The organism is Mycolicibacterium novocastrense (genome assembly GCF_001570485.1).
GTDB classification, from domain to species: Bacteria; Actinomycetota; Actinomycetes; order Mycobacteriales; family Mycobacteriaceae; genus Mycobacterium; species Mycobacterium novocastrense.
On the sequence record NZ_BCTA01000099.1, the window covers coordinates 88,478 to 103,656 of the forward strand.

Below are 15,179 nucleotides of genomic sequence, written 5' to 3' on the forward strand. Positions count from 1 at the left end.
GCATCGACCTCGAGCGGGCGGCTCAGCGACGCGCGGGGGGCGAGATCATCGCCGTACGTACCGACATCCCGAACTCCTGATGCCGCAGCGTGGTGATTCGGCGCCCGGGCTGCACCGCGTCCTTGACCGGCCCCGTGGCGGCACCGAAGTATGCAGCGGTCGCGTCGATGTCGGCGACGACGTAGGTGATGCCCCACAGCGTCGACGGGGCCTCGCTCGTGGTGCCCGGTGAGCCGACGACCTCGACGATCACCCCGCCGAACCGGAAGAAGATCTGCCGGATCGACCGACCGCCCAGCTCGCCGTCGCGTTCGCGTCGCGGGGCCACGCCAATGGCGGTGAGCGCCTGAACCGTCCGATCCAGATCGGGTGACAGCAGCACGACGTGGTCGATCGCGGTGACGCCGTTCGGGTGCTCGGCAGGCGTTGCGGCGGCGACGCTGGACCTCGACGTCGGGATGCCGTCGACGTCGGAGAGCACGGCGTCCGGCGGTAGGCCGCACAACGACCATCCGACGATGCCGCGGCCACGGTCGGGGCCGACAAGCCGGACGCGAACGCCGCCTATGCGGCAGACGGCGTCGTCGTCGATCGTGAAGCCGGCCCGACCCCATGCGTCCGGCGGATCGGCGACGTCGATCTCGTCGACCCTGACGGCGGCTGATGTCACCGTTCGAGTATGGCCGTCGCCCGGGGCGGGGAGCGAGGCCGTCGGGCGCAGTTCACCCACCGCAATCCGCCAGCCCTTTGCCTGACGTACCGCGCAGTATGGGCATCGCGCCGGAACCGCGGAATCGTGCGTCACAGGTGCGCTTGCTCGGTACTTTGAGAGCGAACGATCCGCAGTTCACCGGAGGGCGGTGGCACATGGCCGGGGGAATGGCGAATGAGTTAGCGGCCGCCGGATTCACCGACGCGGTCGAGATCGGCCGGGGTGGCGGTGGCGTCGTCTACCGGTGCTACCAACAGTCGTTGGCGCGCAGCGTCGCGATCAAGGTGCTGGCTTCCGACCTCGATGACGACGACCGCGAGCGGTTCATGCGCGAGGGCTATGCCATGGGTGCGCTCTCCGGGCACCCGAACATCGTGAACATCCTGCAGGTCGGCGTGACCGAGAGCAACCGGCCGTTCATCGTGATGCCTTACCACCGCGAGGGCTCGCTTGCGGAGCGGTTGCGGCGCGAGGGCCGCATCGCATGGCCGGAGGCCCTGCGCATCGGCGTGAAGCTCTGTGGCGCACTGGAAACCGCGCACCGGACCGGCACGCTGCACCGCGACATCAAACCCGCCAACGTGCTCTTCAACGATTACGGCGAACCGCAGCTGAGCGACTTCGGGACCGCCCGGATCGCCGGTGGGTACAAGACGGTGACCGGCTTCTTCACCGGCACCCTGTCCTACACAGCCCCAGAGGTTCTCGAGGGGAGCCCGCCCACCGTCGAGGCCGACGTGTACTCCCTCGGCGCCTCGATCTACGCGCTGATCGCGGGTAAGCCGCCCCATGAGCGCAAGAACGACGAAGATCTCATCGCCCACTACCTGCGCATCACCTCGACACCGATACCGGATCTGCGTCCTCAGGGCATCCCCGCCGACGTGTGCGCCGTGGTGGAGAAGGCGATGGCCCGCGAGCCCGGAGACCGCTACGCATCCGCTGCGGAGTTCGGTCACGAGCTGCAGCTGGCGCAGCGGCACAACGGGTTGACCGCCGACGTCATGGCACTGGGCGAGCCGAACGCACCGCCCGAACAGCCAGAGGGCACGCAGGCCGTCCCGATCTCGGAGCTCGTCGAGCCGTCCGTGTCCGCCCAACCAGAACCACTGCCGCCCGCCCCGCCGCGGAGGCCCGCCCAATCCGGTGAGCCCGCCGAACCCTTGCCCGAGCCGGGAATGTTCGCCCACACCGCGTCGATCAGCCAGTCGAGCCTGCCCTGGCAGGTGCCGCCGGGGGTGGGACCCGATCCGGCGGGGGCCGCTGCGCCGAAAAGGCGTAACCGTAAGCGGGTCCTGATCGTTTCGGGCGCGATCGTGGGGGTTCTGCTGCTGGTGGCCAGCGGCGTGTTCGTCATCGCCTCGACGCGCGACTCCGGCGACGGCCAAACCGCTGCCCCCGCACAACCGGTCGCCGAAGCGCAGCCCGCCTGGCGTCCGATCGCCGACGCGCGTGTCGCCCGCGATGCGGTGGCCGACACTGAAGCCGACGGCACCATCTGGGTCTTCGGCGGCCTCGGCGCCGACGGGCGCGTCAGCGGCAGGCACGAGGGCTATGACCCCGCGATCGACAGCTGGAAGAGCGGCGAGGACCTGCCCGTCCCCGTGCAGCGCGCGATGGCGGTGACGTGGCGGGAGAACCCGGTCGTCCTCGGCGGGTGGCGCACGGAAGGCAACGAAACCAAGGTCGCCACCGATCGGGTGTGGCGGGTGGTCAACAGTCGCTGGACCGAACTGCCGCCACTGTTACAGCCGCGGGCGGCCGCGGCCGCCGCCGTGGTCGGTGACCGGATCGTCGTCACCGGCGGAGTGGACGCCACGGGCAAGCTGCTGAACACCACGGAAATCTTCGACGGGACCTCCTGGAAGCTCGGGGCGCCGATCCGGACCCCGCGACAGATGTTGAGTGCGGCCTCCGACGACAAACTCGTGTACGCGATCGGCGGCACGACGGGCAGCGCGGACGTGGCGACCGTCGAAGCGTACGACCCGGTCGCAGACACCTGGACGGTCCTGCCCGAACTGCCCGAAGCGCGAAGCGATTTCGGCATCGCGGCCACCGACGAGCGGTTGGTGGTGGTGGGCGGCACCTCTGGGGGGCAAGTGCTCAAGAGTGTGCTCGCCTTCGACCTGTCGACGACGACGTGGTCTGGGCTGCCCGACATGGGCACCGCACGCCACGGTATGGCGGTGGCCGCGGTGGGCAATCGGGTGTACGCCATCGGCGGCTCGACGGGCACAAGTGACGACAGGATCACCGCGTCGGCGGAAACGCTGAAACTGCCTGCGCGCCAACCACAGCCGGCAGCCAAGTGGCGCGCGCTCCCGGATGCGCCGACCCCGCGGTTGATGATGGCGTGGACGGTGCTCGACGACAAGATCTGGATCGCAGGTGGTATCCGCGAGGGCGAGACCCTCGACACCGTCGAGAGCTTCGACCCGCAGACGGAGGATTGGCAGCCTGCGCCGCCGCTGCCGATCCCGCTGCACCACGCGACAGCCGCCGCCTACAAAGGGGACGTCGTCGTCATCGGAGGCGCCACCGACACCATCGCCGAGACCTCGAACAAGGTGTTCGCACTGCGCGACGGCAAGTGGACCGAACTTCCCGCTCTGCAGCACGGTCGCGCCGGTGCTGCGGCGGCCGTCGTCGGCGACAAGCTGGTGGTGGTCGGCGGCCAGAGCGACAAACAGCTCGTCGTGCCGACGGAGGTGTTCGACGGTGAATCGTGGAGCCAGGCCGCCGACATGCCCACTCCGCGTGAGCATCTGGCCGCGGTGTCGGACGACCGCTATGTCTACGCTGTGGGCGGGCGCTCGCTGAGCGCCGACGAGAACACCGCCGCCTTCGAGCGGTTCGATCCGTCGTCGGGAGAGTGGGAGAAGCTGACGGACATGCCGACTGCGCGCGGCAGTTACGGCGCCGCCTACCTCGACGGCCGGATCGTCGCGGTGGGCGGCGAGGAGCCGACGCGCGTGCTGGCGACGGTCGAGATGTACGACATCGCCAACGCCAAGTGGACGACGGTGGCGCCCATCGGAACTCCGGTGCACGGCCAGGTGGTGGCCGCCGTCGGTTCGACGGTGTACTGCATCGGCGGTGCCGACCGGCCGACCCACGAGGGACCCGTCGCCACCGTGGAGGCCCTCGACTTCACGTAGTGCGCAGTTGTGCGAGGGTGACGGCGCCGCGCCGAAGCGCCTCGTTGGCCAGCCGGACCCGACGATCGCCTTCGGCGGGGATGGCGAACTTGTCGTAGAGATTCTGCAGATGCTGTTTGACCGCGGCCTCGGTGACGAACAGTTCGCCCGCCATCCGGCGCACCGACGCCGGTTCGGGGAACGGGTCATCGGAAACCAGCGGCCGGCACAACACGACGAGCACGTCGAGTTCGCGGCGGGTCAGCCGCGGCGGGGGCTCGACGGCCTGGGCGGTCACCGTCTCCTCGTCGAGCCTGCCGTCCCCGCTGTCCCTCACCTCCCAGAACACCAAACGCGACTTGCCGAGGCGCACCTCGTCACCGGACCGCAGCACACGTTCGGCGGTGATCCGCTCGCCGTTGAGAAAGGTGCCGTTGCGGCTCCCGAGATCCCTTATGGACCAGGCGAATCCGAGGTTCTCGAGCACGGCGTGCAACCGCGAGACGGTCTCGTCGTGCTCGAGTGACACCGCATTGGTGGAGGCCTTGCCGAGCGTCACCCGCTGACCGCTCAGCGGCAACAGCTCCCGCCCCGAGGGCCTCGAGATTTCCAGGTGCGACGACATGGGACCTCCTATCGAGGCAATTCTTGCCCAGATGGGAGGTCCCTCGTCGACGAACGCTCACGGCCGATGGGTGAACCTCTTGTAGGCGCGAATGACACGCTTGGCCGGGGCCGACTCGAACAGCGGGGCCAGGGCCATTCGCTGCGGTCCCGCCCGCGTGGCGCCTTCAGGAAGGCCAGCCCCAGCACCAGCCCGAAGATCAGGTGTCCGACCAGAGTGATCGTCACCGTCGCGACGTTCAGCGGGAACATCATCTCCTCGCCGCGCGGAGCCAGCGCAACCGTCGCCATCAGACCCGCCCACGTCGGGAACACCGCGAAGGCGACCGATGCCAGCACCGCGTGGACGTTTCCTCCACCGGTCGATGCCCAATGCGAACGCGACCACGAAGAAGGCCACGCCCAGGCCGCCGCCGTCGCCGATGTAGCGCCACACGTAACCGACCGCCGCGCTGCCCGCGGTGTCCGGCTCACCGGTGACGAAGGACCCCATCACGGGGATGAAGTCGCCCATCAACCCCAGCACGTGCACCGCGAACAGCCGGGCTGCGTCGTAGACGATGCAGGCGACCATGCCGGCGATCAGCCCACGACCCACGATCATGTCGATCCGGTGCGGGGCGAACGCGATGAGCGCGCCCAGCACCGCGCCCAGCGCGATCACCACCACCGACGTGACGTTCTGGGGAACCAGGCCGAACACGTCGACCGAGATGCCCAGGATCGGCATCGAGGCCAGCAGCAGGACCAGAAACAGCCGTGCCACATCCCATTTCGTCGGCGGCTTCTTGACCGTGCTCAGGTCCAGGTACCGCTGCCGCACCGTGTTGGCGACCTTGCCGACGACCGGCAGGTCGATCGGCCGCAACCGCACCGTCTTGCCGTCGAAGGCGCTGGTGGCCTTCGGCAGCAGCGCAGTCGCCGAGACAGCCGGACGCAACCGGGTCGTCATGGCGTCGGTGCGAGCGACCGCTATGGGGAGTGGTCGCACCGGCAGATCGCCGGGACGCAGCCGAACTGTTTGCTCTGTCGCGGGCATGGGACTTCCTGTCGGATCGCTGTGACCAGTACGGATTCATGGTCGCGATCGCGCCGCCGCAGGAGAATGGCCGCCACGCCACATTCCGGCCGTTCGAGGACAGGTTTTTCTGTCCTGAAGGCAAGCGTGCCGGGGTGTGGAACGCGCAGCCAGTGGGTAGCCTCGGAGCAATGGGGGCTGAGCAGGCAGCTCTTTCCGATCTCACCTTGGACGAGGTGAGCACGATCAGCACTCAGACCGTTCGACTACACCGACCCGAACGAACACAGGTCGAGATCAATGACGCCGCGGATGCCGGTGAGTTCCTCGAGGATGCCTACGGCGTCTGCCTGCGGCTGTCCAACAAGTCGACGGTGCACCGGGAAGCGCCGCTTCTCACCCATCGCCGTACCACCGTCGGCCCGTTGACAATCGACAAGCTGTCCATCGCGGGTCATGTCGAATTCGGACCGGACCCCCTGAACAAGGTGGCCGTGATCTGGCCGGACAGCGGGCGCGTCGCGGCGACGTGCGACGGATTGGTCAGCGAGGACGGAGCCGGCGACGTCGCGGTGCTGAGCCAACCGCACCTGCCCTTCCACGCCAGTGGGGACGGGCTGCGAGCGACAGCGGTGCTGCTGGACCCGGCGACCGTGTCGGGGGTGGCCACCGGTTTGCCTGCCAGCCAGGCTCCGCTGCCGATCCGCTTCCTGAGTTTCTCGCCGGTCGATGCCGCCGCAGCCGAGTTGTGGAAGAAGACCGTCACCTACATCAGGGACGGGGTGCTCGCCGACGACAGTACGGCCACTCCTCTGGTTCTCGGATCTGTCAGCAGGCTGCTGGCGTCGGTCACGCTGGCGACGTTCCCCAACAGCGCGGTGGCCGACCCCGGGCCCGACGACCAGGCGGCGCACAAGCCGGTCATGCTGCGTCGCGCGATGGAGTACATGGACGCCAACGTCTCCAACGACATCGCGCTGACCGATATCGCCGAGGCCGTTCACCTGACGCCGCGCGCGGTGCAGTACATGTTCCGCAAGCATCTGGAGACCACGCCGCTGCAGTACCTGCGCCGGCTACGGCTGCACTATGCGCACCAGGAACTGGTCGCGGGCGACCGGTTGCACTCGACCGTCACCGAGATCGCCGCCCGCTGGGGCTTCGCCCACACCGGGCGGTTCGCCGTGCTGTACCGCCAAACCTACGGCCAGAGCCCCCATACGACCTTGCGCGGCTGAGCGCCTCGTCGGCCCCCGGCGACGTATCGTGGTACCGACGCTGACCTGCTGCGGGAGGGGCGATGAGCACCACGAACCCGAATGAATCGGTTCCCTACTCGGCCGAGGAACGTGCCGGTTTGGCCCGTACCCGTGCGGAGGAGCTGCGACGGCGCCGTGCCGACCTGGAGCACGGCGTTTCGGTCGACTCACAGGCGGTTTGCGCAGGCCCGTAAGCGGGCGGAGCAGTCCCTCGACCGGGCCCGACGCGCCCATCGTGCCGCCGCCGATCGGCACCGGGAGGCCGAACGCGCCCACATGCGCGCCGCCGCCGCCCACGAGCAGGCGGCTCTGCTGGCCGGGGACGGTAACGGGGAGGCCCATCAGGACGCCGCCGAACACCACCGCGAGGAAGCCCGCCGCCATGAAGCCGCTCGGGTGTCCGAACTCGAACGCGAGGAAGAGGATTTCCGAAGGGAGTCCTAGCGCTGTTGTGGTTCCATCAACAGCAAGGCGCCGTTCACTGCGTCCTCATCGGACCGAAAGGCCGCGCAGGAAACGCGAATTCGGGTGGCCCGGCCGCGGCGGTTGACGGCATCCACCACGGCATCGGCGGTGACGTCGGCGTCGACGAACGCCTTTCCGATCAGTGGCTTGATCTGCTCGGTGGGCAGGCCGATGTCCAGCGATCCCAGCACCTTTCCCTTCGTCTCGTCCGCTCGCAGGCCCCAGAGCTCCTCACAACCGCGGTTCCACACCAGCACCCGCATCTCGCGATCCACCACCACCATGCCGAAATGGATGGAGTTGATCAGCGCGTCGAGGAACGCCTTGGCGTCGTTGAGCTCGACGCCGCGCTCGCGCAGCGTGTCGTTGATCGTGTGCAGTTCGTCATTGGTGGACTGCAGCTCCTCGTTCATGGTCTCGAGTTCTTCGTTGGTGGACTGGAGTTCCTCGTTGGTGGTCTCCAACTCTTCGTTGGTCGACTGCAGCTCCTCGTACGCGGACTCGAGCTGGCGGTTGGTCTGCATCAACTTGTCGAACAGCGCCTTGGTCGTGGTCATATCGAAGAACACGATCGACACGCCGAGCAACCCGTTCTCGCCATCGACCAGCGGATTGACATCACGTCGTGCCCACTGTCTTTGGAGCGTAGGCGGCGTCCAAGTTCGACGCCACATCGTCGAGGTCGGAATCGAATAGGTCGGCGTAGACATCGAGAGTCACTTTCGCGCTGCGGTGTCCCAGCATGCGTTGTAACGCCAGTACGTTGGCTCCGGCCGATACCGCCAACGAAGCACAGGTATGTCGCAAATTGTGCGGAGTAATCGTGGGCAACCCGGCTCGTCGCAACGCTGCGGCGAACCAGCCAGTGGAGGAGCGCTGACGAGGGATGTAGCCGTCATCAGGGCCAGGGAAGATCAAGGCGTCGCGTGCCTTGCCCACACAGAGACGTGACAAGTCACCGAGGAGAAATTCAGGGACTGGCACTGACCTCGCCCGGCGCTCCTTCGTGGGTCCAACCTGATGGCGGCCTCCGATTTCCACGGCGTTGATCGAGACGAGAACCCGGCGTCGAAGGAAGTCGACGTCGCCGACCCGTAGTGCAATGGCCTCACCCCACCGCAGGCCACAGAACGCCAACAGCAGCACCAAAACTCGGTGCTCACCCGCCTCGACACCAAGTGCGTGCACGTCCGACGCCGTCAGGTAGCAGTGTCGGCGCGCGACCCGGCGTGGCAGGTTCTCAACGCCGCGGGCTGGATTGATGACCAGCCGGTGGGCCTTGACCGCATCGCTCAAGATTCCCGACAGCACCGCATGCGCACGACGAACCGTGGTCGTCCCATGACCGCGACGTGCCATCGCCGTGATCCATGCCTCGACCTCGATCGTGGTGATTCCGGCGATGTCCCGCATCGCCCAGATCGGCTGAACATGTGTCCGCCAGGAGGACTCCAGGGTGCGGTAGTGAGACTGTGCGGTAAGTTGCTTCTTCTTGTCCAGCCATGCCTGCGCAAGCTCGTCTACTGTGACACGCCCTGCAGCCGTAGACACGAAGGTGCCCAGGGCTTTTCGTGCTTCGATAGTTGCGGCGAACGCCCTGGCGTCTCGCTTCGTCGCAAACCCGCGCTTATCGGTCTGCCGTCGGTCCGGTGTTCGATAACGCACGCGCCACCGCCGTCCCGACTTGGTCTCATACGCTTCCACCGTCGCCATTGACTTGCCTCCAGACGCGCCGCCTTGCCAACAAAAATGCAACGCTGACGGCGACCGAACTATTCCAGCATGGAGCTGTCCAGGATCCGGCAAACAAGTTGCGCGGCAACGACTTACGGGCTAGTCGGATGTGTCGGGCGTTGAGCATCCGGCCGACGGATGTACATTGTTCTCTAGCAAGGCCGAGCCGCCGAGTCCGGCGGCACCGCGTAGCTCAGTAGTCGGTTTTGAAATCACGTCGACCGATGAGCCGGCCGGCAGGGGGTAGGACTTAAGGTTCTGCGTTGAGGAATCGACCTCCCGCTCGCGAGTTCCGGACTTGCCGCTGATGTTCTTGTCGAGTGTTGTTTTTCATGGTTCCCGCCTGGCCGGTTCATCGCGACGCACCGGCGAGCGGATACTCGCACGAAAATTGTCGAACGCCGGGAAAGCGAACACGCGGTGGGCTGAAATGTAACTGAGCGGATCACGGTTATCCGATGTTGACGAGGTGAGATTGTCGCTGTACTCGCCCGCGGGTACCAACGGCAAATCAGCCGCCGGCGACGTCGCAGCAGTTGGCTAGGTAGGCGTCCACTGCTATGGTTCAGAGCATGGCTCTGCTTAGCAGAAACAGCTGGCCAGATGCTGGCATCGTCATGTTGCTACGAGACGAGATCGAGAACTCCGAGCGTGAGCATCTCGACGAGTCCGCGCACAGCCGTCCGGGCGCGACGCTTCGACTCGAGCAGATGTTCGTGGCCGACCACTAGCTACGTCCCGACACATCGCGGAGACAGACAAACTGATGAAATATCCGACGTGCACGCAGCAGGGCATGAGTGGTTATGAAGACAGGGCCCTGCTCGCAGGTGCGGTTGTGTCGTGTAACGGACACTACGCTTTCGGCCTGGCGGACCTCACTGATGCCGACCCCACCCGTTGTTCGTCCTCAATCCGCTGCCGTGGCTGACCGGGACCCGTTCGACATCGCCGGCAACGTCATCGTGGTAACCGGGGGCGCCAATGGCATAGGTGATGAAGTGGTTGCAGATCTCGTGAACGCTGGCGCCAACGTAGTGGTGGCCGACCTCGCGCCACCGCCCGGCCGGCCGACGGTGATCTATCATCGTGCGGACGTCACCGACGAAGACGCGCTCGCAGATCTCGTCAACGACACCGTGGAGCGCTTCGGCCAGATAGACGGCTTGGTCAATTGCGCTGCGATGTATAAGGCGCTCGGCTCCAAGAAGTCCTTGGAAGAATTGACCATCCAAGAATGGGACGACGTCCTACGCATCAATGTGCGGGGTACGTGGCAAGCGATGAAAGCCATTCTGCCAGCGGTGCCAGCGCGGGGCGGTCGCGTTGTGAACGTTTCCTCGTCGACCGCGCGGACGGGAACGCTCGGTTTTCCGCATTACATCGCCTCCAAGGCTGCAGTCGAGGGCCTCACCCGCGCTGCGGCCCGAGAGCTGGGCGCGCGTGGAATTACCGTCAACGCAGTCGCCCCAGGGCTCGTGGACGACGAGGCGACAAACGAACTCAACGATCCCATCTACGTCGCGCAGGCGGTCAACCGCCGGTCAATCAAGCGGACGCTTTTCCCGGCGGATGTCGCGTCCGTGGTGCGATTTCTATGCAGCGGCGGCAGCGCGTTCATCACCGGTCAAGTCCTGATCGTCGATGGCGGGGGAGTATTTGTCTGAGTCTCGACCTACCGTGAGGTCTGACAAAGAAAGTCGCCGTCCATAATCCCCTCCGCGGTGCAAGTCTGCGCTCACCCACACCGCTGACGGCAGAGTCCGGTCCCGGTGTCTTTGACAGGCCGCGCAACATCGGCGCGGGCCTTCGACCAACGCCCACGACGTCGAGCGAGGCGGCTGGTTGGTTCTGAATACCTAATGGTATTACTATTAGGGCAATTTGATCGGGCGTGAACGGCCGATGGTGGGAGAGAAAGAGAAGTAGCTGAGGTAAAGGTGCTACGCGCAGAGGTTAACGAGCTTTTGACCAGGACCGGGCCGGGGACGCCGATGGGGGATTTGTTCCGCCAGTACTGGATTCCAGCCTTGCTCGCCGAGGAGCTGCCGGAGGATGATTGCCCACCGGTACGCGTGAAGCTTCTGAACGAGCGAATGATCGCTTTTCGTGACAGTCACGGCAACTTCGGCCTGATCGACGAGTTCTGCGCGCACCGTGGCGCCTCACTGTGGTTTGGCCGCAACGAAGAGGGCGGTCTGCGATGTCCCTACCATGGTTGGAAGTACGACGTCACGGGACAAGCCGTCGAGGTGCCGTCAGAACCTGTGGGGTCCACCTTCTGCGCGCACGTCAAACTGACGTCCTACCCGCTGATGAAGATCGGGGGCGTGCTGTGGACTTACATGGGAGACCCCGCGAAGCAGCCGCCGTTACCGGAATTCGAATTTGCTCTTGTGCCGGCCGATCAGACCTTCACGTCCAAACGATGGCAGGAATGCAATTGGCTGCAAGCCTTCGAAGGTGGCATCGATTCCAGTCATGTGTCGTTCCTGCATTCCGGGGGCCTTAAGTCGGACCCGCTGTTCAAAGGCAGCAAGGCTAACGACTACAACATGGCGGACCTCAAGCCGTTCTTCGAGGTCGCGGACTCCGAGGGTGGTTTGTTCGTTGGTGCCCGGCGCAACGCTGACGCCGATAACTATTACTGGCGCATCACGCCGTGGGTGATGCCGTGCTTCACGATGGTGCCGCCACGTGGGGATCATCCTGTCCACGGCCACTTTTGGATCCCCATCGACGATGAGAACTGTTGGGCGTACTCGTTTGACTATCACCCCGTGAGACCGTTGACTTCGCAGGAAGTTGAGGCGATGAAGGACGGGCACGGGGTGCACAGTGCCAACATCCCTGGCACGTACCGACCGCAGGCGAACAAGGACAACGACTATCTGATGGATCGTGCGGCGCAGAAGCGTGGAGACACATACTCAGGCGTGCGGGGTATCGCGATCCAAGACTCGTCGCTGCAGGAGAGCATGGGACCGATCGTCGATCGGACCAAGGAGCGGTTGGTGTCTGCCGACAGTGGCATCATCAAAGCGCGTCAAAAGTTGAAGCGGGCGGCTGAGGCGTTGCGCGACAAGGGTACGACTCCTCCAGGTGTTGACCCTGAACATCATCGTGTCCGGTCTGCGGCCGTCGTCCTTCCGCGTGACGCATCGTTCAGCGAGGCGTGCCGAGAAGATCTCAGGGTGCGCGAAGGCGTGCGGCAGACATCGGTATGACCAGTCCACTTCAGCCGATTCTCGGGAGTAGTTGCGCGCGTGCGACATCTGCTGCCGAGATGCGATACCGGATCAACCGCCCGATCGCCGGGCGGAGGGGCGTGCGCGTCATTGCGCTCGACGGTGGTGCACGAGCGATCATCGAGCGGCTTTCATCTCAGCCGTGGGGATGTGCACGCTTCCTGTCGGTAGCCGAACCGAGAAGGAATGCGGAGGAGCAGGATTGGGTTTCGCTGCTCGACACCGACGGCGCCGTCTCCAGTCTTGCGGAGGAGCTTGCCGCCGCCGATGTGGTCGTCATGGTTGCCACCACCGGTGGGGATGCCGCTGCAGCAAGCATCATCGGTGCGGCGAGCACGGTTCGCGCGATCATGACCGCTGGCGTCGTCGTCAGGGAAGGCGCGGCGGCGAGTCAGACCGTTGCTGTGCTGCGGCCTCTTGCGCGGGTACTCGTCGTCAGCGGTCACGAAGAAGACGTGTCCGATCTGCTCTCAGCGCTGCGAGCCTGAAGGGACCCGCCGTGGGCACGAAGGTGAAAATCGCTGACCTGCAGGACATGAAACTGCGTGGGCAGAAGATCGTCGGTGTGGTGGCGTGGGACTACCAGATGGCACGAATAGTCGATCGTGCCGGCGTCGACTTGGTGTCGGTTGGTGACACTGTGGGAGTCAACCTGTGGGGTCAGCCGAATCCGCTTGAAATCACCATGGATCAGATGGTCGTGGTGTGTCAGGCAGTGCGCCGCGGTGTCCGGCGCGCCTTGCTGTCCTGTGATTTCCCGTTCGGTCCGCTGCAGGACGGGCGAAAGAGTGCTGTGCGGGCAGCAATTCGTCTCGCCAAGGAAGCCGGCATCGACATGGTGAAACTAGACGGGGCATCCGATCATCTAGATGCCGTGACCGCGGTGACGCGTGCAGGGATTCCCGTGTTCGCTCAGTTCGGTATCACCCCGCAGACTTCCCTCAAATACGGTGTGACGTATAGCGCCACACCGAGCGCCGAGGATGCGATTTCAGACGAACTTCTCAATGAGATGGTTTGTGAGGCCCGTCGTCTCGCTGATGCGGGCGCAGTGCTGCTGAACTTCACGAATTCGGGACCCGTCGTTGGGGCGGCAGTGGCCGAGGCGGTGCCCATCCCGGTGCTCGGTGGATTCGGTGGCGGCTCGTGGCTGGACGGCCGGATCCGGATGGCAACAGCCGCAATCGGTTACAGCGCCGATGGTCTCGACAGCCCACCGGATACCTATGCCAACGTCGCCCAGATCGCGCTGGACGCCATCACGGCGTATGCAGATGACGTGCGGGCTGCTCGCCAGATCAAGGGAGGTCTTCGACGTTGAACGTGGCTTCGGCGAGGATCGATGGCATTGAAACGCGTTACGCGGTAGCAGGTTCGGGCCCGCCGCTGCTGATGTTCTCGCCCGGCGGCTTCGCCGCCTCCATGGATGCGTGGGAGAAGCACGGCCTCTATCGTCGAACGCGGATGCTGTCACAGTTGCAGGAGCGGTTCCAATGCATCACGTTCGACAAGCGTGAGGCCGGCGAGTCTGGCGGGCGCGTCGAGCGTGTCTCATGGGCTGATTACGTGAGACAGGGTGTCGGCCTGTTGGACCATCTCCGGCTGGGCCGAGTGCATATCATGGGTGCCTGCATTGGGTGTTCGATCGCGGCGTGCATGGCGAGCGCTCATCGCGGGCGGGTTGGGGGGATGGTGCTGTATTCGCCGGCCGGCGGCGTACGGTACCGGCGAAAGCAGCTCGAACGGTTCCGCGCCCACCTTGCCTACGCCGCGGAGCACGGGCTGGCCGGTGTTGCCGACCTGGCGGCAACGACCGACGGCAACTTCTCCTCAGATGCCAGACTGGGTCCGTGGGTCAGCGTGTTGCGCTCCGACCCTGATTTCGCCGCGCAATACCGTGGTCTCGGCAGCCGTCAATACCAGATCACTGTCGCGGCGATGGCGACTCTGTTGTTCGACCGTGACACCGTGCCTGGCCCTGAAGCTGATGACCTACTGGTGTCGGACGTGCCCGCGCTCATCGTGCCGGGTGAAGATGCGTCGCATGCGCCCTCCGCGGCGCGTTACCTACAGGAGTGCCTTCCCATCAACGAGTATTGGGACGTTCCGGTCGCGGCGCAGACCGCCGAAACTGCGCCGGCGCGGGTGATCCGTTTCCTGGGGTCAGTTGCCCTTTGAGACGTGCTTTGCCGTTCGGCCGATGTGGGTACGCATCACGGACGTCGCTTTGTCGACATCGCGCTTCTTGATCGCCACCACAAACTGGCGGTGCTCCCGAATGCCTCGGATACCCATCTCCGGGTGTGACTGCTGGACGTGGCGCATCGAGAGCAGAGTGGGTCCGTGAAAAGATTCAGCCAGCATCGCGATTGCCTTGTTATGGCTGGCCTGGGCGACGCGTGCATGGAACTCCGCTGACAGTTCCATCGGATAGAAACCTTCTTTCAAAGCCGCGTCGCCCCGGTCGCAGATCTCTGTCAGTTCGTCGATGTCCTGTTCAGTCGCACGCTCGCACACGAGCGGGATGATTCCGATCTCGAAAACCTGCCGCGCTTCGGTCACATCTTTGTCGGTCAGGCCCGACAAGCTGAGCAGATCCTCGATGCCTTCACCGATACGCTGGCTCGTTGGTGCCGTCACAAACGCGCCGCCGTGGGCGCCGACCTTGATGCGCACCATGCCGTTCGCCTCGAGGCCGCGCAATGCTTCGCGCACCGTAACCCGGCTCACCCCGAACTTGTCACAGAGTTCACGTTCGGCAGGCAGGCGGTCGCCCGGCCGCAGCTGACCTTCCCGAATCAACACACGTATCTGGTCGACAATCATCGCCGAGGCCCGGCCCGGACTGACCGGGCTGAACATCGAATCAGCCGGGGTCGTCGAGGGACTCTCGGATGCAGGCATGGCCCAATGATAAGGCGATCGCCCTGGCGGTCGTCCGCCACTTGAGCGCCGGCGTGGCGTGGCCGCTTAGAGGTA

General features: G+C 65.3%; 14 protein-coding genes and 1 pseudogene. 9 read left to right on the plus strand and 6 right to left on the minus strand.

Annotation, left to right across the window (positions count from 1 at the left end; translation table 11 throughout):
- Positions 1–22: 22 nt before the first annotated feature.
- Complete coding sequence (locus RMCN_RS29730; protein ID WP_067396757.1) at positions 23–670, minus strand: VOC family protein; 648 nt, start codon at positions 668–670, stop codon at positions 23–25.
- A 197-nt stretch (positions 671–867) separates the two neighbouring features.
- On the opposite strand from RMCN_RS29730, the gene RMCN_RS29735 reads away from it, so the two are divergent.
- A complete protein-coding gene (locus tag RMCN_RS29735) occupies positions 868–3,873 on the plus strand; it encodes a serine/threonine-protein kinase (protein WP_067396817.1) in 3,006 nt (1,001 codons plus the stop codon).
- Here RMCN_RS29735 and RMCN_RS29740 read toward each other — a convergent pair.
- Both RMCN_RS29740 and RMCN_RS29745 read right to left on the minus strand, forming a co-directional pair.
- A complete protein-coding gene (locus RMCN_RS29740) occupies positions 3,866–4,477 on the minus strand; it encodes an FHA domain-containing protein (RefSeq protein ID WP_067396760.1) in 612 nt (203 codons plus the stop codon). The two genes, RMCN_RS29735 and RMCN_RS29740, sit on opposite strands and share 8 nt — an antisense overlap.
- Positions 4,478–4,534: 57 nt before the next feature.
- Positions 4,535–5,515, minus strand: a complete 981-nt coding sequence (locus RMCN_RS29745; RefSeq protein WP_234787832.1) for a hypothetical protein — start codon at positions 5,513–5,515, stop codon at positions 4,535–4,537.
- 170 nt (positions 5,516–5,685) lie between these two features.
- Here RMCN_RS29745 and RMCN_RS29750 point away from each other — a divergent pair, with 170 nt between their 5' ends.
- Together RMCN_RS29750 and RMCN_RS29755 are read left to right on the plus strand one after the other, a co-directional pair.
- Positions 5,686–6,732: an AraC family transcriptional regulator gene (locus RMCN_RS29750; protein ID WP_067396820.1), complete on the plus strand. Its 1,047-nt coding sequence runs from the start codon at positions 5,686–5,688 to the stop codon at positions 6,730–6,732.
- Positions 6,733–6,888: 156 nt separating this feature from the next.
- Positions 6,889–7,197 carry a hypothetical protein gene (locus tag RMCN_RS29755; RefSeq protein ID WP_131808626.1) on the plus strand — a complete coding sequence of 103 codons (309 nt, stop codon included), beginning with the start codon at positions 6,889–6,891 and terminating at the stop codon, positions 7,195–7,197.
- On the opposite strand, the pseudogene RMCN_RS29760 reads toward RMCN_RS29755, so the two are convergent.
- Positions 7,194–7,877, minus strand: a pseudogene (locus RMCN_RS29760) (DUF2203 family protein); the annotation flags it as partial. The gene RMCN_RS29755 and the pseudogene RMCN_RS29760 sit on opposite strands and share 4 nt — an antisense overlap.
- Entirely contained in the window at positions 7,837–8,931 is a 1,095-nt protein-coding gene (locus RMCN_RS29765) for a site-specific integrase (protein ID WP_067396763.1), read from the minus strand. The pseudogene RMCN_RS29760 and the gene RMCN_RS29765, both read right to left, overlap by 41 nt.
- Before the next feature lie 593 nt (positions 8,932–9,524).
- On the opposite strand from RMCN_RS29765, the gene RMCN_RS31195 reads away from it, so the two are divergent.
- The 6 genes from RMCN_RS31195 to RMCN_RS29790 all read left to right on the plus strand — a co-directional run bounded on the left by RMCN_RS31195 (position 9,525) and on the right by RMCN_RS29790 (position 14,378).
- Positions 9,525–9,683: a hypothetical protein gene (locus RMCN_RS31195; protein ID WP_165604498.1), complete on the plus strand. Its 159-nt coding sequence runs from the start codon at positions 9,525–9,527 to the stop codon at positions 9,681–9,683.
- A 192-nt stretch (positions 9,684–9,875) separates the two neighbouring features.
- Positions 9,876–10,619 (plus strand): SDR family NAD(P)-dependent oxidoreductase, encoded by a 744-nt coding sequence (locus tag RMCN_RS29770; RefSeq protein WP_234787833.1) that lies wholly within the window; start codon positions 9,876–9,878, stop codon positions 10,617–10,619.
- Between the two features lie 327 nt (positions 10,620–10,946).
- Positions 10,947–12,179: an aromatic ring-hydroxylating dioxygenase subunit alpha gene (locus tag RMCN_RS29775; RefSeq protein WP_234787834.1), complete on the plus strand. Its 1,233-nt coding sequence runs from the start codon at positions 10,947–10,949 to the stop codon at positions 12,177–12,179.
- Between the two features lie 101 nt (positions 12,180–12,280).
- Positions 12,281–12,688 carry a 3-methyl-2-oxobutanoate hydroxymethyltransferase gene (locus tag RMCN_RS29780; protein ID WP_234787835.1) on the plus strand — a complete coding sequence of 136 codons (408 nt, stop codon included), beginning with the start codon at positions 12,281–12,283 and terminating at the stop codon, positions 12,686–12,688.
- 11 nt (positions 12,689–12,699) lie between these two features.
- The gene (locus RMCN_RS29785; RefSeq protein WP_084377869.1) at positions 12,700–13,521 is read left to right on the plus strand and encodes a 3-methyl-2-oxobutanoate hydroxymethyltransferase; all 822 of its coding nucleotides are present in this window, start codon (positions 12,700–12,702) and stop codon (positions 13,519–13,521) included.
- A 2-nt stretch (positions 13,522–13,523) separates the two neighbouring features.
- Positions 13,524–14,378, plus strand: coding sequence for an alpha/beta fold hydrolase (locus RMCN_RS29790; RefSeq protein WP_067396772.1), 855 nt, complete (start codon positions 13,524–13,526; stop codon positions 14,376–14,378).
- On the opposite strand, the gene RMCN_RS29795 is transcribed toward RMCN_RS29790, so the two are convergent.
- Entirely contained in the window at positions 14,364–15,104 is a 741-nt protein-coding gene (locus RMCN_RS29795) for a FadR/GntR family transcriptional regulator (RefSeq protein ID WP_067396774.1), read from the minus strand. The two genes, RMCN_RS29790 and RMCN_RS29795, sit on opposite strands and share 15 nt — an antisense overlap.
- Positions 15,105–15,179: the final 75 nt, after the last annotated feature.